Genomic DNA, 20,299 nt, shown 5'->3' on the forward strand with positions numbered 1-20,299 from the left:
GACACAGAACTGGACGAAGTAACTCTTATCTACGACACCTGTTATATTATCAATATTTTATGAACTTTTATTAAGCTCCCGCAGCATCCCCGGCTACGGGAGCGGCCTACAATTTGATTTGGCTTATCTTTTCCATAGCAATCGCCGTATCATCTACAGCATTAAGAACATCAAAGATCTTGTCAGACCAGCCTGCAATCAAATACACATCATTTCTTTTTATATCCAGAGGCATGCTACCATGCCCTGCAAGGTCAAATATGTACAGCTTAGCTTTTGGTGCCAGTCGCTTGTACATTTTCCATGAATTCTCAAACGAATTGAATCCATCATTACTATACATCTGTACATCGGTAAACAACATCACCTTATCTACAACCTGCTTTCTTTTTATAAGGTCGTCTATAACCAGATAACCGTATGTAGAATAACCTACTTCACCCTCTCTCCTGTAATACTCCTGTACATTAGCCAGTACATTTCTACGTGGCATGTTTATTATTTTCCATTTGTCGCCAAACATACCGCTAATCACGTTTTTACATTGCGACTGCAGCAACATACCCAGCATAAGCCCCACATCATAAAGCATTACACTACTTCTTGCCGAAACAGGTTGCCGCATGGATCCCGAAACATCGCAGGCAATAACTACCGAAGTATCTGCATCAAAACCCTTTATATTACGCGCGCTGTGCATCACAGCATCTTCAAGAGCTTCCAGTACTACAGAGGCATATTTAGAGTCATGCTTTTTAACCTCCCTGTATGCTGCAAGAAACCTGAAAGGCAATTGTTTTGAATTTGCCACAGCCTGCTCGTTTGCTATATAATCGCAAACCATATATAAATGATTTGCCGAAACATTAGCATCCAGTATATTCCTTAGGTTACGCATAATTGCCATATAACCTACCTTTTTACTTTCTATAAGCTCTTCCCATTTTTGGGCTATAGCTAACTGCTTAACATGTTCGTTTTCAAATTTGGCTTTACCCAGTTCAGATAGTTCTGTTTCCCATGTATAAGGAGTAGCCAGAGTATCGGCAGCAATTTTATTGAATACCGCTTGTTGGCTCTCATCTTTTGCTTTTGGGTGTACCAGGAACAGAGCATCTTTTAGTTTTACTTCTGTTTTCCTGTTGTACTTCGCAAACTGATACTCATCAAACCTGTTAAATGATGATGCAAGTCCTTTTTGCACCTGCTTAGAAAGCCTGTTCAGCTTTTTTACACCATTACGCTGGTTTGCTATTTGATAGTAAGCCAAAAGCTCGGCTATCTCATCTGCACGCTGTACTACACCGTTTATAGCCTGACTCACTATTGATGTGCCCGATGTCTGTTTTGCAAGCTCTACCGAAAGTACCAGTGGTATACTCCTTAAGTACATTTGTGTTCTCACATAAACAGCTAACTTTGCAACAAACTCAGCATCACATTGAGTTATCAGGTTTTTAATCCTTTTAAGTCTGTCATCCCCCGATTCGTAAAATGTATCACTCAGCCCGGTTGTAACCACTGCTGTATACAGTTCCATTTCGGGAGTAACTTTATAAGCCTTTGCTCCTTCATAATTCACCGTTGTGTTTTTTGTTTTGGCTAAAAAATTGAATTTCATAATACAAATCTTTATGGTTAAACTTAAAATTGATAAGGTGTGGTTTTAATGTCTCATCCTGACATTGCAAAGATGGCCACCTATATACGCAATGAATATGCGCAGTTAAATATTTTCTGAAAATTTATACTTAAAAAACTGATTTTAAAACAATTAAAACTTAAAATATTTTTTAAAATCTATCAAAAAATAAAATGTACGCAATTAGAATGCGCAGTAAAATTAATTTTACCTACATTTGAAGTATCACTTTTTGCCTTAAACCGACAAAACCTTAAATATGGCTACAAACAAGCTTGCGCTTTTGCGATACAAAACCATTGACCAATGCCTTAAAAACAGGTTTAGAAAATGGACACTGGAAGATCTTATAGAAAAAGTATCAGATGCTTTGTATGAATATGAAGGCATCACAACAGGAGTAAGCAAACGTACTGTACAGTCAGATATACAAACCATGCGCAGTGATAAACTGGGTTACAATGCACCCATAATAGTTACCGACAAACGCTTTTACACTTATGAAGATGCTGATTACAGCATTACCAACTCTCCTATCAATACTGCCGATATGGACAAAATGAAGGAAATTGTAAGTGTACTCAAACAGCTTAACGGGTTTAATTACTTTGACGAAATGAGCGACCTGATTGCAAAACTGGAGAATAACGTAAACAAATCGGCCGACAGTAATAAGAACTTCATACAGTTTGAAGATAATAAGGAGTTAAAAGGCAGGGAACACATAACCCCTTTGTATCAGGCAATATTTAATAAAACGCCATTGTTTTTAGAATACAAATCGTTTAAAGCATTAAAGCCAAGCAAGGAAATATATTACCCATACCTTTTAAAGGAATACAGAAACCGTTGGTTTTTGGTTTGCAGACCAAAATCTAACCCAAACCTGTTAACCCTGGCTCTCGACAGGGTTATTGAGTTTCACCCATTACCTAAAGAACTGTATGTAGATTATGAAGGGGTAAACTTTGAACGTTATTTTGACGACCTGCTAGGTGTGACCAAATCACACAAGGACAGGCCAAACAAAATAATATTACACGTAAACAAGTACAACGCACCTTATGTTATTACCAAACCCATACATGCTTCCCAACAACTGTTAAGTGAAAATGAAACCGGTATAACAATACGTATAGATGTAGTGCATAATTTTGAACTGGAAAGGGAAATATTAGGATTTGGAGAAACTATAGAAGTGCTGTCACCCAAAAAACTCAGGGATATAATTGCACGCCGTTTGCATAAAGCTTCAGATAGATACAGGGATAATAAGTAAACCTTTTACCTACCATTATAGTATTGTCAACACTATTGTCAACGCGCCATTTATCACTGTAAACGGCTGTAAAATAATTTTGTATGGCTTTGCCAGATAAAATGACAGCCATTAAACTTTAAAGTACAATTTTTATCATTGTTTCTATTGTAACTTTACACTACTTAATAATCATCATCAATCATCATCTAAAAACCAACAATTATGAAAAAAGTGTTCGTTTTTAAAACTTCTGTCCGTACCAGTAAACAAATACGTTTTGCCAGCAGAATACTTGCTGCTATCGATTCGGTTTTAAGGGTCGATTTTGACCCCGAAGACTGCGACCGCATTGTGAGAATTGAAAGCAATAAGGAAATCGCAACAAAGGTTATCAACCTCTTTAAGGCAAACGGATTAAACTGCGAGGAATTAGTTTAACCATTCAACAATCAATCAAAAAACAAACAGTATGATTACCAAACCCGCTACAAACGAGTATCCGCCAAGATTAGAAATGTATATAGGCCTAACCAAAGAAGACGGGCTTATACAACTTATGAGGCAGGACCGCAAACAGACTTACAACTTTTTTAAAGGCATTAGCCCAGATATGGAAAACTATCGCTATACCGAAGGCAAATGGACTATTAAACAGGTATTGATGCATATAAACTATGTAGAAAGAATAATGCAATACCGTGCCCTGGCAGCTTCCAGAGGAGACAACCAAACTCCGTTTGGATTCACTAACCATGAAGCTTACATAAAAAATGCCGAAGTGGAACGCCATGATATTGACGAGCTACTGGAAGAGTTTAATGTAATTCGCAATTACAGTATAGAGTTCTTTTCAGGACTTACAGAAAAGCAGTTACAACTATGCTTAGGAAGCGGAGAGGATGCCGTTTCTGCAAGAGCAGTAGGTTATGCGCTTATAGGGCATGTGCGTCACCACATGAACATTATTAATGAACGCTACCTTAATACTATAACAGAATACAAAGCGCTATAAAGAAGCATTGAAGCAAATAAAGTAATATCATTTAGCTGTAACAGAGTTTTTTTTTTGCAAGAGAATAAACTGAGATAATAAACGAACTTTAATTATGAGAAAAGTAATTTTAGACCTTGCCGTTACGCTTGATGGTTTCATTGAAGGGCCAAACGGAGAAATTGACTGGTGCATTATGGATACCGATATTGGAGCAGGAGAGAAAAGTTTTTTGGAAACCTTTCCTGAAGAAATAGATACTGTTTTTTACGGAAGAAAAAGCTATGAACTATATGGTAACTACCAACCAGAAAAAGAAAGTGGTTTTAAAGACTTTTATGATAAGATAAACCGAATGAAAAAATATATTTTTTCGTCAACCCTTAATAATGCCGGGGAGCATACCGTAATAAGAGATAATATTATCAAAGAAGTAAACCAAATAAAAAACCAGAAAGGAAAAGACATCTGGCTATTTGGAGGTGCCTCACTAATTACAGACTTTATCAATAATAACCTTATTGATGAATACAGACTTGCAGTCCACCCTGTTATATTGGGCGATGGAAAACCATTATTTCAAAGTATCAAACAACGATTAAACCTGGAACTCATTGAAGCAAAACCTTCTAAATCAGGAGTCACAAGCTTATATTACAAACCTATTTCGGTTAAATAAAAAAAGCGGCTTAAAGCCGCTTTTTTTATTATAATATACTGTTTTTATATATCTCTGTTTGGATCAAATGCTTCAAGGTATTCAGCAACACGTTTAACGAATGAACCTCCCAGAGCTCCGTCTACCACACGGTGGTCGTAACTGTGTGAAAGGAACATTTTCTGACGGATACCTATAAAGTCACCATCAGGAGTTTCGATAACCGCAGGCACTTTCCTAATCGCTCCAAGAGCAAGGATACCTACCTGAGGCTGGTTGATGATTGGCGTACCAAATACACTACCAAATGTACCTACGTTAGTTACTGTATAAGTACCTCCCTGAGTATCATCCGGCTTAAGTTTACCAGCCTTAGCACGGTTACCTAAATCGTTAACCGCTTTTGCCATACCTACAAGGTTAAGCTGATCTGCATTTTTAATTACCGGAACGATAAGGTTACCGTTTGGTAATGCAGCAGCCATACCAAGGTTAATATTTTTCTTCTTGATGATGTATTCACCATCAACAGATATATTCATTAATGGGAAATCTTTAAGTGCTTTTGCCACAGCCTCCATAAATATAGGAGTAAATGTAAGCTTCTCACCTTCTCTCTTCTCAAATGCACCTTTTACCTTATCTCTCCATTTTACAATGTTGGTAACATCTACTTCGATGAACGACTGTACGTGTGCCGAAGTTTGTACCGACTGTACCATGTAACCTGAGATAAGTTTTCTCATCCTGTCCATCTCAACAATCTCATCCTGACCGTTTACAGATACCGGAGCAGCTTTAGCAGCCTGCGCCGGTTGTGCTACAGGAGCAGCCTTAGCGGCTGGTGCAGCAGTTTGAACCGGTTGTTCAGCTGGCTGAGAGCCTCTGTTCTTAATATAATCTAAGATATCGTTTTTGGTTACCCTTCCGTCTTTACCTGTACCGTTAATAGCTTCAAGTTCAGCTAAGGATATACCTTCTTCTTTTGCAATGTTTTTTACTAACGGAGAGAAAAACTTGTCAGACTCAGAGAAGTCTACCTGAGCAGTAGCAGCAGTTTCCTGAGCCACCTCAACAGTTTTGGCAATAGCCTCTGCAGCAGCAGGAGCAGCTTCGGTTGCTTTTGGAGCTTCGGTTGCAGCACCGCCTTCAGTTTCGATATAAGCGATAGTTTGCCCCACCTGAACCACATCATCCACTTGGAATAAAATTTCGGTAAGTACTCCCGAAACTTCAGACGGAACTTCTGAGTCCACTTTATCTGTGGCAATTTCTAAAACCGCTTCATCAGCTTCAATGCGGTCTCCCACATTTTTTAACCAATTTGTAATCGTTGCCTCAGCAACACTTTCACCCATTTTGGGTAATGTTAATTCAAATTTTGCCATATCGTTAACCTAAAGGTAAAATTAATCTTTCCGCTTGCGAAATTACTAAAAAAAATCAGTTTTTGCCCGTTTTACAATAGGTTTGTGAGCACTTTTACAATTATTTAAGCTTTAATTGCAATACCTGCCCCCTGTCGTTACTATCGTTACTGCCAATAATAAAACGGCTGCCTTCCGGCCTGATCTTAAAGGTAAATCCTGATTTGCTGAATTTCTCCATAAATTTAATTATCTCAAAAAAATCAACCGAATTATTATCAAAAATCACCTCAACTTGTCCGTACCCGGAAAACGATTGCGAATTTAATAATTTTTCATCAGGTTTAGCATAACGCGTTACTTTTTTTTCAAGGCTGTCTTCCAGAGCAATACGTAAATTCTCATCACCCGAGAAAAGCACATACTCTTCCGGAACAACTACCTCTCCTTTTCTACTGCGCTTTACTACAGCAAAAAACAAAGTACCCGCACGCATAAACAAATCAAAAAAAGGAGAGCTCCTAAAGTGTTTTTTATAAAAAAACTGCATCGCTTCCCTAAAACGCTTCATATAAGTACCATCTTTAACCGTACTCTCTCCTTTATAATGTATAACTGTAGTTTCGTGAAAGTAGTAGTTAACCTTACACATTTGTTGTATAGTATACGACAAATCAATATCATCACTATACATAAAACACCCTTCATCAAAACCACCTGCCTGCAGGTACAGTTCACGCTTCATAACCATAAAGGCACCCACCAGTATATCTACCACGCCCGTTTCATTTTGAGTAATGTGCTGGGCATAGTATTTATTAAACATTGATGACTTAGAAAAAAACTTATACATTCCGGCTATTTTAGTAAAAGCCACCCAGGGAGTAGGCACCCCCCTTTTGCTTTCGGGCAAAAAGTTACCGCGACCGTCTACCAGTTTAACTCCGGCAATCCCCATATCAGGTTTCCCTTCGGCAAACTGTAATACTTTTTTAAAAGTATCTTCTGCCACCACGGTATCCGGATTCAGTATACATATATACTCACCCTTAGCTGCAGCTACACCTATATTATTACCTTTTGGAAACCCCGAATTCTCTTTGCTTTCAATAAGGGTAATATCAGGAAAGCGCTGTTTCATCATTGCACAGCTATCATCCGGAGAATTATTATCTACCACAATTATCTCTCCGTCAATATCTTTAAGAGCCTTTTGTACACTAAGCACACACTGCTCCAAAAAATAGCGGACATTGTAATTAAGAATAATAACCGATAACTGCATAGCGCAAATATAATTATTATGTTGAATTGGTTATTTACCTAATACACCAAAATAAAAAAGCGTCCTTAATCAGGACGCTTTTCAAACCAACTAACTCAAATCATTATGAAATACTAATCACTTTTTTCTCTTTTGGAAGCGCTTCCTCTTTTTTCGGAAGCATTATTTTTAATATTCCACCTTCATACTGAGCTTCAATACCTTCCTGATTTACTGTTTCTGGCAAAGTGAACGATCTTTTGAAAGATGTGTAACTAAACTCCTTACGAGTAAACTTACCTTCTTCCTCTTCTGTTTTTTCCGTTTTCACTTCGTTTGAAATAGTCAGGATATCATTATCCAGCTCAATATTAAAATCTTCTTTTTTAAATCCCGGAGCCATAAGCTCAACAAGGAAATTATTTTCTGTCTCTTTAATATTAACAGGCGCCGTTTTATTTACATACTGTGTACCACCCATTAAATCTTTAAATAATTCGTCCATTACAAATGGAAAGCTGTTTGTGTTGTTACGTTTTACTAAGTTCATATCGTTTAATTTTTTAGTTTCAAATATTTGCTTAGTAATAGTCAACTTCTGTTCCAATATAAAAAATAATGTCATTTTGTCGGTTTACATGACTTTTTGTCTGTATTGCATATAAAAAAAGCGTTCACATTTGAACGCTTCTGCCAAAACACCAGTAATATAACTGGATTATGCTTCACTATCGCAACCTTTTAAAACATTATCAACACGTTTTTGTGCTTCTTCTTTAGAAATACCATTATAATATTCCTCAACAAAAGGATGGGAAAAACTTTTATGCGGTATAATTTCAGGCCTGTTGGCACCTCCATTATATACCACATTAACAGGAACACTCAAAGTATCATCATACCCCTCTAAAATATTACTTATCCAACCAAAATACACAGCTTCATAATCATTTGAATCAAAATGAGATTTATAATCTAAAAAACTCTTTTCACTAAGAGACACCCATAATCCGTAATGTAAATCTTCACAGCTACCAACCACCTTTTGAAAAAGCACTACACGAATAAACCTATCTATTTGATCAGAATGCTCTATAACACAAAAATCACTATTCAAAGAAGCTATATTCTCCTTATCATAATCAGATAGTTGTGAATAATAAATAGGAGCATTATAGCCCAATGCGGGCCAGTTTTCATGATATTCACCACATTCTGCGCATTTATATTTTACCCTCTCCCTTTTATTAAAGAAAATATTTTTTAACCTGTTGAACATATAGTATAAATTAAACACTTAAATGTAAAGATAAGAGCGAAAACATGTTTCAGAAACAAAACATGACACAAAAAGACTATTTTTGCACAAAATCATACAGCAGTGAACTATCTTTCAGTTGAAAACATATCCAAATCATTTGGCGAACGCACACTTTTTGAGAACATCTCTTTCGGGATCAATAAAGACCAGAAAATTGCCTTTGTTGCCAAAAACGGAACCGGTAAAACAAGCATACTTAAAATAATTACCGGAGAAGATACTCCAGACAGCGGACAGGTGGTAATACGCAAGGAAATCAAAATGGCTTTCCTGTCACAGGAACCCAACCTTGACCCCGAACTTACTATTGAGGAAAGCATATTCGCATCAGATAACGATACACTGAAGGTAATTGAACAGTACGAAAAAGCACTGGAAAACCCCGAAGATGAAGAAGCTTACCAAAAAGCATTTGAGCGCATGGACGCCAATAATGCCTGGGATTTTGAAACACAGTACAAGCAAATACTATTCAAACTAAAGCTGGAAGACCTGAAACTGAAAGTTAAAAGCCTTTCGGGAGGACAAAAAAAGCGTTTAGCTCTGGCTATCATCCTTATTAATAAGCCCGACCTTTTAATACTGGATGAACCTACCAACCACCTTGACCTTGAAATGATAGAGTGGCTGGAAAATTATTTCGCCAAAGAGAACATGACACTGTTTATGGTTACTCACGACCGCTTTTTCCTGGAACGTGTATGTAACGAAATAATAGAACTTGAAAACGGAAACCTATACCAATACAAAGGCAACTACTCATACTACCTAAACAAAAAAGAGGAACGTGTAGCTGCTGAAAACGCAAGTATTGACAAAGCAAAAAACCTTTTTGTAAAAGAGCTTGACTGGATGCGACGTCAGCCAAAAGCACGTACAACCAAGTCAAAATCCCGTCAGGATGACTTTTATGTAATTAAGGAAAAAGCACACAGCCGCCGCAAGGAGCACCAAGTTGAGCTCGAAATAAACATGGAGCGCATGGGGAGCAAAGTGGTTGAGTTACATAATGTATCTAAAAAATTTAAGGACAAAACCATACTGGATAACTTCAGTTACAACTTTAAGCGTGGCGAGCGTATAGGGATTATAGGTAAAAACGGAACCGGAAAATCTACCTTCCTTAATATACTCACCCAAAGCATGCAGCCCGATAACGGTAAGGTTGTTATTGGAGAAACCATAAAACTGGGCTACTATACACAGTCGGGCATTAACCCGAAACCGGAACAAAAGGTCATTGATATTATTAAGGAGTTTGGCGAGTACATTCCGCTTACAAAAGGCAGAACCATTTCGGCAGCACAACTATTAGAGCGTTTTTTATTCGACCGTAAAAAACAATATGATTTTGTAGAGAAACTTAGTGGTGGCGAATTAAAACGTCTTTACCTGTGTACCGTACTGATACAAAACCCAAACTTCCTTATACTGGATGAGCCTACAAACGATCTTGACATTGTTACACTAAACGTACTGGAAGCTTTCCTGTTGGACTATCCTGGATGTTTACTTGTAGTATCGCACGACCGTTACTTTATGGATAAGATTGTAGACCACCTGTTTGTTTTCCGTGGCGAAGGAGTTATTGAAGACTTTCCTGGTAACTATAGTGACTTCCGTGCTTATGAAGACAGTGCCGAACCTGTTAAGGAAGAAACAAAACCTGCTACCGATAAAAAAGCCTGGAAACAAAATCAGGTAAAAGCCGGACTTACTTTTAACGAACAGAAGGAATACCAAAAAATAGAAAAGGAAATTAAAGATTTGGAAAAACAGAAAGAAGCTATCGAACAGCTTTTCTCTGAAGGTAAAGTAGCCGATGATGCGATTGCCGGAAAGGCTGACGAACTACAAAAGATACTTGATAAAATAGACGAAAAAACAGAGCGTTGGTTTGAGTTAAGCGCTAAAATGGAAGAATAATCCTAAGCAAACTTTTTAAGACTATGTCATACCTAACATTTATTTTAAAATCAAGCAATGCACACAGCATACATTCGCCTTTTGTATATGAGTTGGTAACCGAAGGATTTTATTCCGGAAAGAAAATATCAGGAAATGACAAAAACGGTCTCAGCAGTAAAGTGCTTACAATTTTATTTAAAACCATTAACCACTGCAAGTCGTTTAAACTGGTGGTATATGGAGAAAACTCTAACGAGGTTACCGAAACCATTCGTGAAGTAGGTGAAAGAACCAAAACAAAACTATGGTTCTTTTCTCCTATGGCACCTGTACCGGGCGGACTCGACCTTGGTTTTATTTGCGGAAGCAACACTCAAAGTATTATGAAAGCCTTTGAACAACTCCGTAAAGACGTAACCGACCAAAACCTGTTTGTACTACCTGATATCCATAAAACACCAGAAATGGAAAAGGCGTGGGAAACCATAAAAAAAGACCCGAATGTTACCGTCACTATAGACACGTACCATTTAGGCCTTATCTTTTTCCGTAAAGGACAGGCAAAACAAGATTTTATTATCCGACCTTACCGCTCCTTTTTCCTCGATGCCGTTTTAGGCATCCGTAACCTATGGGGATTACTCGCTTAATTGTGTCGCAAAGCATAAGCCAGTTGCGCTTTGGTCATTTTGCTACTCCCTTCAATACCTACTTTTTTAGCTTCATCATATAGGCTTTGCTTTGTGCGGTCTTCATACTTTTTAGCTTTACCGCCCCTGTGTTCAGCACCTTCACTGTTAGCTATACGTGCCGATTTCTCTTTACTGTAACCTTTGTCTCTTAACGCCTCATACTGCTCTTCATTTTTTATTTGAGGTCTAGTATCTTTTCCTGTTGGCATAACATATATTTTTAATCGGTTTTACTACATAAAGTTAGCAAACCATTAAACAACAACACGTTAAACACCGGTTAAAACAAACATAATAAAATTAAAAAAGCCGGCATATAGCCGGCTTTTTTCCACAAACACAAATTTATATAAAACCTTATACTTACTCTGTTGCTTCTTCTTTAGCTTCCTGGTTTTCTTCACCTTTAGCTGTCATACGCTCCCATTTAAATTTAGGAGCAAACTCTAACTTAAGAGCCGCAATTTTACGGTTATCTTCTGAAGACAGACCTTCTTTCTCTACTGTGTTTTTTCTGGCATCAAGTGCCTCATACCAAGCTTTGATTTTATCAAAATCCTGTCTTGTGTAGCTATCTTTATTTTTATTAAAGGTATCTACAAAGTTTTGGTACACACTAAGAATGTTATCCTTGTTCACCCAGTTAAAGTTTAGATCATCTCCAACCATGTTATCAGGACCGAAGTATGAAACTACAAGTGCATCAGCAGCTGTTTCTTTAGCTTCCTTCTCTGTTTCAGTTTTTACGTTCTCATACTTGGTTTTCGTATCATTAATACGAGTTTCTGCATTTTGGCTTTCTTTAGCCTCGCTTAGTGCTGCTTCAGCTTCTGCAAGTCTTGCCTGATATTCAGCCTCAATCTGCGCCCAGTTAGCCGACCTTTCGGTAGCATCAAGGTTTCCAATTGAGTCTACATACGACTCATAACGGTCAATATTCTGTTCTGCCATTTGCTCGGTATCAGTCTTACAAGACGTTACACCCGCTGCTACTAACACTGCTCCTAATAATAAATTTAATCTTTTCATAGTCATTTAATTATTTGTTACTTGATGAATCAAAGGTAACATCATGATTACGACATTTCAAAGTTTTGGTTAAATTATTAAGAATAGTTTAATACACTTAAAGAATATATTAAGATTTTTAAGAAATACTTAACGGAATTAAAAACAGATATTGAAGATTAGAAAGCCATAAAGCACATAAACCCTATTACCATCATAACGACTTGAGGACTTTAGACTTTAAGACTTAAGAAAGATTATTTACCTGCTTAGGTACATGGTTTCAGCAAGATCCTTGTGTGTTTTTACATCCCTGCCGTAAAAGTCAATTTGAGAAACATTTGTACCAAGGGCATTGCAGTGTAAAAACATACGCTCCAGTTCCATTTCCTTACCGTTAATGTTTACGGTAACCACAGGCTTGCCCGATTGCATAGCAAGGGTAAGTGTTTTTTCGGGATAGGCAGCAAGGGTAAACTCAAACTTGTTTTCCCCTACTTTATTAAATGTAATCCCGTAAGCCATTTTACGTTGTAATCCGGTAAGTTCTTCACGGGTACCGTCCTTTTTATAATCTATTTGGTACACATCAATGGGATCACTGTCCTTTATGTTGGTATTGCTAATAATATTAGCATCATAAACATAGGTATTGTGATTTTTGCTGTGCTGAATATAAAAAAGGCGTTTGTGGCTATCGGGAGGTTCAGGATAACCATGTTGTGCCAGGCATGCCGGCATGCTGATAATAAAAAGCATGAGTAGGAAATGATTTTTCATATACTGACTATCAACATTATAAATATAGTAAAAAAAATGTTCGAAAGCAGTTTTATGTAAAGAAATTGTAAAGTTAGAATATCTAAATAATAAATAATATTTATTATTTTTATAAAAACTTAACACACACCGAACCAATTATGATATATAAAAACTTTAAAATTGAAAACTTCAAAGGAATACAAGACGTAACAATAAACCTAATTAAGGATGACTTGGTACTTCTCTTAGGACTAAATGAGTCCGGAAAAACTACAATATTAAAAGCAATAGAAACATTCGACTATCTAAATGACTCTGAAACAGATAGCGACAATAGTTTTTTTAAAGCAATAAGAAACAAAGCTGACGTCAACTCTAATTCACCTGCGAAAATTACAGCAACAATACAGTTAATCCAAGAACTAACATCCAATTGGTTTGAAAACGACCTTATAAAATCTTTAGAGACTCAAAAACCATTATTTGATGAATTTCTAAAAGACTTAAATAATAGTAAAAAAATAATCATATCTAGAGTAATACCATTTAAAAACGGAAACCCTCAACAATACTATTATGAATTTATATCAGACCATTCGTTTGTAAAAAACAAACTATCCAGAGAATTCGCTAAAGCAATTGTAAAAAAATGCCCATATATAATCTATTTTGAAGATTTTAAAGACAGAATACCTGAAAGGATAATCACTACTAAAACAAATGAAAATTTCAATCCTGACTGGTATGATATTATTGATGGTCTTTTCTATAATACTGATAAAGATTTTTCCATTGAAGGCTTCAAAAAATACTATTCAAAGAAAAATCTTAGATCAAATGATGCACAAACCGTTTTAAAAAGAGTAAATAAAACCCTAAATAAATCTTTTTCTGAAAAGTGGAAAGAATTTCTGGAGTAAAAGATATTGAACAAACAGAACTAACTTATAACTCTACTAAACACTATTTTGAAATTTCAATAACTGATACTGACGGTACAACATTTAAAGTCGATGAAAGAAGTAAAGGAGCTCTTTGGTATTTATCATTTTTGATGAAAACTGAATTCAGACGAAAAAAATTGAGACTTAATTCAGGAAAACCAATTTTTTTAATTGATGAACCGGCTTCAAATTTACATTCAACCGCCCAACAAAATATGATAGCTGATTTTCAAAAACTTGTTGAAGACACTTCAGTAATCTATAGTACTCATAGCCAATACTTAATTTCTATAGAAAACATTAAAACAACCTATATTATTGAGCGAAATGAAGGAAAGGTAAGCAGTACACTTTGGTCTGATTACATCAAAAAAGACACCTCAAATGAGACATATTATCAACCCTTAGCAAACTTATTAAACATAATCCCAAACTCTTTTGACATACCTTGGACAAAAGCCATAATAACTGAGGGACCCTCTGATTTAAAAGTATTATTAGTTATGTTTGAAGTCCTTCATCCAAAAGCTAAGAGAAAATTCACAATTTATCCAGGCACTTCAGCACAAAACCTTTCTTCACTAATCTCACTAAACATTGGTTGGAGTGCTGATTTTAAAGTTCTTTTAGATTCTGACAAAGAAGGTAAATCGGCTCAAAAAAAATATATTGAAGAATATAATTTAGATGATTCAATAATTAAGATACTTCCTATTGATAATAAAAAAATTGAAGGCTATTTTACAGAAGAAGAAAAAGAAAAACTTTATTTTTTAGCATTAAATGTTGAAAAGAAAAAAATCAGCAAAAAAGATTTTGCTACTGTTTTTTCAATACTTAATTCAACTAAAGAAAAAAAGAAAAAGGTTAAGCAATTATTATCTGAAAAAACAATAACTAATTTCCATAATCTAATTAATGAATTAGTGTAACAGTCAAAACTATTCATTCCAACAAAAATTCCTTACTTTTAAGCCTCAAAATAAAAGTATGGCACAACCAATTATCGATATAAAAGGCATAACCAGAAACTTTCCGCTGGGCAATGAGGTGGTAAAAGTTTTAAAAGGCATTGACCTAACTATAAACAAAGGCGAATATGTGGCATTAATGGGCCCGTCGGGATCCGGTAAATCTACCCTTATGAACCTGTTAGGCTGCCTGGACACCCCTACCGGAGGTACTTACATTCTTAACGGAAAGGACGTGAGCAAAATGAGCGATAATGAGTTGGCCGAAATACGTAACAAAGAAATAGGTTTCGTTTTCCAAACTTTTAACCTGCTGCCGCGCACCACCGCACTGGATAATGTAGCCTTGCCTATGGTATATGCAGGCCACAAAAAACCCGAGCGTAACGAGCGAGCCTCACAGGTGCTAACACAGGTAGGACTGGAAGACCGCATGGATCACAAACCCAACCAGCTTTCGGGAGGGCAGCGCCAAAGGGTTGCTGTAGCCCGTGCACTGGTTAATCACCCATCTATTATCCTTGCCGATGAACCTACAGGTAACCTTGACAGTAAAACATCGGTTGAAATTATGAAACTTTTCAATGAGATACACGCAAACGGTAATACCGTTATACTGGTAACCCACGAGGAAGACATTGCGGCTTATGCCCACAGGGTTATCCGGCTTAGGGACGGTGTTATAGAAAGCGACAAAGTTAACCCTAATCCGCACAGGTAGTATTCAGTGAACATTTGACAATATTCCGCAAACAGGCTGTCATTCTGAACGAAATACAAACGGAGTGAAGAATCTAAATCAGGAAAAAAGATCCTTCTTTCGTCAGGATGATAACCATGCATAATTTTTTTAATCATTAAATTTCCAATCTTTCAATAGCATAACAAAATGAAAGTATATACTAAAACAGGAGATAAAGGTACTACCGCCCTTTTTGGCGGAACCCGTGTACCAAAACACCATATACGCATAGAGAGCTACGGTACTGTAGACGAACTTAACTCACACATTGGGCTTATCCGTGATCAGGATATGAACCCGCATTACAAAAAAGTACTGGAGCATATTCAGGACCGCCTGTTTACTTTGGGTGCCATATTGGCAACAGACCCCGAAAAACTAACCCTGAAAAACGGAAAAGATAGGCTTAACATCCCTAAAATCTCTGAAGAGAATATCCAACATCTTGAAAATGAGATTGACGCTATGGATTCTGAACTACCACCTATGACGCACTTTGTGCTTCCGGGAGGCCATACAACTGTGTCATATTGTCACATAGCACGTTGTGTTTGCCGTCGTGCAGAGCGTTTATCGGTACATTTACATGAGCTTGAGCCTACAGATGAAAGGGTTTTGACATACTTAAACCGACTTTCTGACTACCTTTTTGTGTTGGCACGAAAGTTGTCCCATGATCTTAAGGCTGACGAAGTGAAGTGGATACCGGAAAAGTATTAGTTGGCAAACCTTTATGGTTAACAGTAAAATCGGGGAATCTAAGCAGTCTTAAACTGCCCGTGAACACCGCATATGGGACACCAAAAAAACGTTCTTAACTTTTTACAGAAAATAAACAAAATTTTACTTGACTATTTCAGTATAAAATTTATTTTTGCATAAAATTAAATCGTTTATAAGATGTATTGGACATTAGAACTAGCATCCTATTTGAGTGATGCCCCATGGCCGGCTACAAAAGATGAGCTGATTGACTATGCCATCAGAACAGGAGCACCACTTGAGGTAGTAGAAAACCTACAATCTATTGAAGATGAAGGAGAAATCTACGAATCAATGGAAGAAATATGGCCTGACTATCCTACAGACGAAGACTATCTTTGGAATGAGGATGAATATTAGGAAAATAAAATCAACTGAAAAGTCTCTTCAATGAGGCTTTTTTTTTGGTTAAATTTGTACCTATCAGAGAAAAACAAACAAAAGTAATTATATAATAATGAGTTTAATAAACAGCATTCTAAAAGCTTTTGTAGGTGACAAATCGCAAAAGGATATAAAGGCCATCCAGCCTTTAATCAATAAGGTTAAAACCTACGAGGAAGCTTTAGCGCAACTTTCTAACGATGAGCTTAGAGCTAAAACTATCTACTTTAAGGAGAAGATACGTGATGCCCGTGCCGATAAAGATGCTAAAATAGCCTCTTACCAGCAGGAAGTTGAACAAACAGAAGACATTGATGCAAGAGAAGATATTTATGCATCTATCGATGCTCTTGAAAAAGAGGCATATGAGATAAGTGAGAAAGTATTAATGGATATACTACCGGAAGCATTTGCGGTAGTTAAGGAAACAGCCCGCCGATTTAAAGAGAACAGCTCTATTACGGTTAAGGCTACTCCTAAGGATATTGAACTTTCTGCAACTAAACCTTATATTACCATTGAGGGCGACAACGCCTCGTGGGCTAACACGTGGAATGCCGCAGGTAAGGAAATTACCTGGGATATGATTCACTACGATGTTCAGCTTATTGGTGGTATAGTACTTCACCAGGGTAAAATTGCCGAGATGCAAACGGGTGAAGGTAAAACCCTTGTGGCTACACTTCCGCTTTACCTTAACGCCCTTACAGGAAACGGAGTTCACCTTGTAACGGTGAACGACTACCTTGCACGAAGGGATAGTACATGGAAAGCTCCTTTATTTGAGTTCCACGGTATGACGGTTGACTGTATTGACAACCACCAGCCTAACTCTGACGCCAGAAGAAAAGCATATGCTGCAGATATTACTTATGGTACAAACAACGAGTTTGGTTTTGACTACCTAAGGGATAATATGGCTCACTCTCCTAGCGACCTCGTACAGAAAAAGCATAACTATGCAATTGTCGATGAGGTTGACTCGGTATTGATTGACGACGCCCGTACGCCGCTTATCATATCCGGTCCGGTTCCGCAGGGAGACCGCCACGAGTTCAACGAACTTAAGCCAAAAGTAGACAACCTTTACAACATGCAGAAAACACTTATTAACGGTGTACTTGCAGAGGCTAAAAAATTAATCAAAGAAGGTAATACTAAAGAAGGCGGCTTCCTGTTATTAAGAGCACACCGTGGTTTACCTAAAAATAAAGCACTTATCAAATTCTTGAGTGAAGAAGGTGTGAAGCAACTGCTTCAAAAAACCGAAAATCACTATATGCAGGACAACAACCGTGAAATGCATAAAATTGATGAGGCTCTTTACTTTGTAATCGAAGAGAAAAACAATCAGGTAGAACTTACCGATAACGGTATTCAGTTCCTTTCTCAGGATACAGACAAAGAATTCTTTGTACTTCCGGATATTGGTACCGAAATTGCCAACATTGAAAAGAAAAAATTAAGCAAAGAAGAAGAGGCAGAAGAGAAAGAAGTATTATTTAAAGACTTCTCTGTTAAAAGTGAGCGTATCCATACCCTTACTCAGCTGTTAAAAGCTTATACCCTGTTTGAAAAAGACGTTGAGTATGTAATCATGGACAATAAGATCATGATTGTAGACGAGCAAACAGGTCGTATTATGGATGGTAGACGTTATTCAGACGGTTTACACCAGGCAATTGAGGCAAAAGAGAACGTTAAGATTGAAGCTGCTACTCAAACCTTTGCTACCATTACCCTGCAAAACTACTTCAGGATGTACAACAAACTGAGCGGTATGACGGGTACAGCTGTTACAGAAGCAGGTGAGTTTTGGGAAATTTATAAATTGGATGTTGTTGAAATTCCAACTAACAGACCAATTGCACGTAAAGACAAACACGATCTTATATACCGCACAATGCGTGAGAAATTCAACGCTGTTATTGAAGATGTAACAGAACTTTCTCAGGCAGGAAGACCGGTACTTATCGGTACTACATCGGTAGATATTTCAGAGTTATTAAGCCGTATGCTTAAAATGAGAAATGTACCGCACAATGTACTGAACGCGAAACTTCACAAAAAAGAGGCAGAAATTGTTGCCGAAGCAGGTAAACCGGGTATCGTAACCATTGCTACAAACATGGCAGGTCGTGGTACCGATATTAAGCTTACCCCAGAGGTTAAGGCTGCAGGAGGTTTAGCAATCATCGGTACAGAACGTCACGATTCAAGACGTGTGGACAGACAGCTTCGTGGTCGTGCCGGTCGTCAGGGAGACCCGGGAAGTTCTCAATTCTATGTATCTCTTGAAGATAACCTGATGCGTTTATTCGGTTCTGAAAGAGTAGCCAAGATAATGGACAGAATGGGACTTAAAGAGGGTGAGGTTATCCAACACTCTATGATGACCAAGTCTATTGAGCGTGCACAGAAAAAAGTGGAAGAAAATAACTTTGGTGTACGTAAACGTCTTCTTGAATATGATGACGTAATGAATGCACAACGTGAGGTGGTTTACAAACGTAGAAAGCACGCATTATTCGGGGAGCGTCTTAAAGTGGATATCGCTAACATGATGTACGATACTGCCGAAGTTATTGCCGAAAACAACAAAGCCATAAATGACTTTAAAAACTTTGAGTTTGAACTTATCCGTAATTTTGCTATAAGTTCTCCAATTAGCGAAGCCGAATTTGGTAAACTAAGCTCTATAGAAATTGCAGGTAAAGTTTACAAAGTTGTAAGCCAAACTTACCATGATAAAACAGAACGTACTGCTGCCGAGGCATTTATCGTAATCAAAAACGTTTACGAAAATAATCAGGGACAGTATGAGCGTATAGTAGTACCGTTTACCGATGGTGTAAAATCACTTAACGTAGTTACTAACCTTGAAAAAGCGTACCAAAGCGAAGGTAAATCACTTATCACTGATTTTGAGAAGAACATTACCCTTGCCATTGTTGATGAGGCCTGGAAGAAGCACCTTCGCAAAATGGATGAGCTGAAACAATCGGTACAGCTTGCAGTGCACGAGCAAAAAGATCCGCTGCTTATCTATAAGTTTGAAGCGTTCGAACTGTTTAAAAAGACGGTAGACGGTATTAACAAAGATGTAATCTCATTCCTGTTTAAAGGAGAGCTTCCGTCTCAAAATGCTCAGCAAATTCAGGATGCGGGACAACAGGTCCAGCAAAAAGAAGAGTATACTGAAACTAAGGAAGAAGTTTTAAATACTGAGGAAATGGCCGAAAAAGCACGCCAAGTGTCACAACAAAGCCAAAGCCGACCTCAGGTTACTGAAACCATTGTAAGGGATGCTCCAAAAATTAACCGTAATGACAATGTTACTATTAAACATGTTATGAGCGGTAAAACCGAAACCATGAAATTCAAAAAGGCTGAAAGCATGATTTCAACCGGTGAATGGGTTATTGTAAACGAGTAATTATATTCAGCTCATAAATAAAAATCCCGACTTAACAGTCGGGATTTTTTTATACCATCTGTTTTAAGATAAAAAATTCATCTTTACCAAAAATCAAACAACCCTGAAAAAACGCCTAATTACCTTCATTTTATTGTTCACAGTCTTTTCTGGTTTTTCGCAGGATGTAAAAGCTTTAAAAAATTT

The 20,299-nt window shown here is 37.2% G+C and carries 20 protein-coding genes; 12 read left to right on the forward strand and 8 right to left on the reverse strand.

Annotated features, from left to right (window positions below; genetic code table 11):
* Positions 1–106: 106 nt before the first annotated feature.
* Positions 107–1,621: a TROVE domain-containing protein gene (locus ABS768_RS10765; protein WP_408074973.1), complete on the reverse strand. Its 1,515-nt coding sequence runs from the start codon at positions 1,619–1,621 to the stop codon at positions 107–109.
* A gap of 280 nt (positions 1,622–1,901) precedes the next feature.
* Here ABS768_RS10765 and ABS768_RS10770 point away from each other — a divergent pair, with 280 nt between their 5' ends.
* The 4 genes from ABS768_RS10770 (at position 1,902) to ABS768_RS10785 (ending at position 4,573) form a co-directional block, all read left to right on the forward strand.
* Positions 1,902–2,921 (forward strand): helix-turn-helix transcriptional regulator, encoded by a 1,020-nt coding sequence (locus ABS768_RS10770; protein WP_408074974.1) that lies wholly within the window; start codon positions 1,902–1,904, stop codon positions 2,919–2,921.
* Positions 2,922–3,125: 204 nt separating this feature from the next.
* The gene (locus tag ABS768_RS10775) at positions 3,126–3,341 is read left to right on the forward strand and encodes a hypothetical protein (RefSeq protein ID WP_330122780.1); all 216 of its coding nucleotides are present in this window, start codon (positions 3,126–3,128) and stop codon (positions 3,339–3,341) included.
* Between the two features lie 31 nt (positions 3,342–3,372).
* On the forward strand, positions 3,373–3,915 hold the full coding sequence (locus ABS768_RS10780; RefSeq protein WP_408074975.1) for a DinB family protein: 543 nt from the start codon (positions 3,373–3,375) through the stop codon (positions 3,913–3,915).
* Between the two features lie 94 nt (positions 3,916–4,009).
* Positions 4,010–4,573 (forward strand): dihydrofolate reductase family protein, encoded by a 564-nt coding sequence (locus tag ABS768_RS10785; protein ID WP_408074976.1) that lies wholly within the window; start codon positions 4,010–4,012, stop codon positions 4,571–4,573.
* Positions 4,574–4,617: 44 nt separating this feature from the next.
* Here the strand turns inward: ABS768_RS10785 and ABS768_RS10790 are convergent, their stop codons facing one another.
* From ABS768_RS10790 to ABS768_RS10805, 4 genes are all read right to left on the reverse strand, one after another.
* On the reverse strand, positions 4,618–5,940 hold the full coding sequence (locus tag ABS768_RS10790; RefSeq protein WP_408074977.1) for a dihydrolipoamide acetyltransferase family protein: 1,323 nt from the start codon (positions 5,938–5,940) through the stop codon (positions 4,618–4,620).
* A gap of 100 nt (positions 5,941–6,040) precedes the next feature.
* Entirely contained in the window at positions 6,041–7,204 is a 1,164-nt protein-coding gene (locus ABS768_RS10795) for a glycosyltransferase family 2 protein (protein WP_408074978.1), read from the reverse strand.
* A gap of 103 nt (positions 7,205–7,307) precedes the next feature.
* Positions 7,308–7,733, reverse strand: coding sequence for an Hsp20/alpha crystallin family protein (locus tag ABS768_RS10800; RefSeq protein WP_408074979.1), 426 nt, complete (start codon positions 7,731–7,733; stop codon positions 7,308–7,310).
* A gap of 168 nt (positions 7,734–7,901) precedes the next feature.
* Complete coding sequence (locus ABS768_RS10805; protein WP_408074980.1) at positions 7,902–8,462, reverse strand: DUF2199 domain-containing protein; 561 nt, start codon at positions 8,460–8,462, stop codon at positions 7,902–7,904.
* A 102-nt stretch (positions 8,463–8,564) separates the two neighbouring features.
* On the opposite strand from ABS768_RS10805, the gene ABS768_RS10810 reads away from it, so the two are divergent.
* Positions 8,565–10,430, forward strand: a complete 1,866-nt coding sequence (locus ABS768_RS10810; protein WP_408074981.1) for an ABC-F family ATP-binding cassette domain-containing protein — start codon at positions 8,565–8,567, stop codon at positions 10,428–10,430.
* 23 nt (positions 10,431–10,453) lie between these two features.
* Positions 10,454–11,062, forward strand: coding sequence for a hypothetical protein (locus ABS768_RS10815; protein ID WP_408074982.1), 609 nt, complete (start codon positions 10,454–10,456; stop codon positions 11,060–11,062).
* Here ABS768_RS10815 and ABS768_RS10820 read toward each other — a convergent pair.
* The 3 genes from ABS768_RS10820 to ABS768_RS10830 all read right to left on the reverse strand — a co-directional run bounded on the left by ABS768_RS10820 (position 11,059) and on the right by ABS768_RS10830 (position 12,871).
* A complete protein-coding gene (locus ABS768_RS10820; protein ID WP_408074983.1) occupies positions 11,059–11,313 on the reverse strand; it encodes a DUF7218 family protein in 255 nt (84 codons plus the stop codon). The genes ABS768_RS10815 and ABS768_RS10820 overlap by 4 nt on opposite strands.
* Before the next feature lie 154 nt (positions 11,314–11,467).
* Positions 11,468–12,133 carry a hypothetical protein gene (locus ABS768_RS10825; protein WP_408074984.1) on the reverse strand — a complete coding sequence of 222 codons (666 nt, stop codon included), beginning with the start codon at positions 12,131–12,133 and terminating at the stop codon, positions 11,468–11,470.
* 240 nt (positions 12,134–12,373) lie between these two features.
* Entirely contained in the window at positions 12,374–12,871 is a 498-nt protein-coding gene (locus ABS768_RS10830; RefSeq protein ID WP_330122773.1) for a DUF4833 domain-containing protein, read from the reverse strand.
* Between the two features lie 161 nt (positions 12,872–13,032).
* Between ABS768_RS10830 and ABS768_RS10835 the strand changes: the two genes are divergently transcribed.
* The 6 genes from ABS768_RS10835 to secA all read left to right on the forward strand — a co-directional run bounded on the left by ABS768_RS10835 (position 13,033) and on the right by secA (position 20,113).
* Entirely contained in the window at positions 13,033–13,794 is a 762-nt protein-coding gene (locus ABS768_RS10835; protein ID WP_408074985.1) for an AAA family ATPase, read from the forward strand.
* Positions 13,773–14,750, forward strand: coding sequence for an ATP-dependent nuclease (locus ABS768_RS10840; RefSeq protein ID WP_408074986.1), 978 nt, complete (start codon positions 13,773–13,775; stop codon positions 14,748–14,750). The genes ABS768_RS10835 and ABS768_RS10840 overlap by 22 nt, the downstream gene beginning before the upstream one ends.
* A gap of 58 nt (positions 14,751–14,808) precedes the next feature.
* Positions 14,809–15,510 (forward strand): ABC transporter ATP-binding protein, encoded by a 702-nt coding sequence (locus ABS768_RS10845; protein ID WP_408074987.1) that lies wholly within the window; start codon positions 14,809–14,811, stop codon positions 15,508–15,510.
* Positions 15,511–15,678: 168 nt separating this feature from the next.
* Positions 15,679–16,251, forward strand: coding sequence for a cob(I)yrinic acid a,c-diamide adenosyltransferase (locus ABS768_RS10850; protein ID WP_408074988.1), 573 nt, complete (start codon positions 15,679–15,681; stop codon positions 16,249–16,251).
* 180 nt (positions 16,252–16,431) lie between these two features.
* Positions 16,432–16,653, forward strand: a complete 222-nt coding sequence (locus ABS768_RS10855) for a DUF2795 domain-containing protein (protein WP_002986941.1) — start codon at positions 16,432–16,434, stop codon at positions 16,651–16,653.
* Positions 16,654–16,750: 97 nt separating this feature from the next.
* Positions 16,751–20,113, forward strand: a complete 3,363-nt coding sequence (gene secA / locus ABS768_RS10860) for a preprotein translocase subunit SecA (protein ID WP_408074989.1) — start codon at positions 16,751–16,753, stop codon at positions 20,111–20,113.
* The last annotated feature ends 186 nt before the right edge of the window (positions 20,114–20,299 follow it).

This window comes from Flavobacterium rhizophilum, from assembly GCF_046000485.1.
GTDB classification, from domain to species: Bacteria; Bacteroidota; Bacteroidia; order Flavobacteriales; family Flavobacteriaceae; genus Flavobacterium; species Flavobacterium rhizophilum.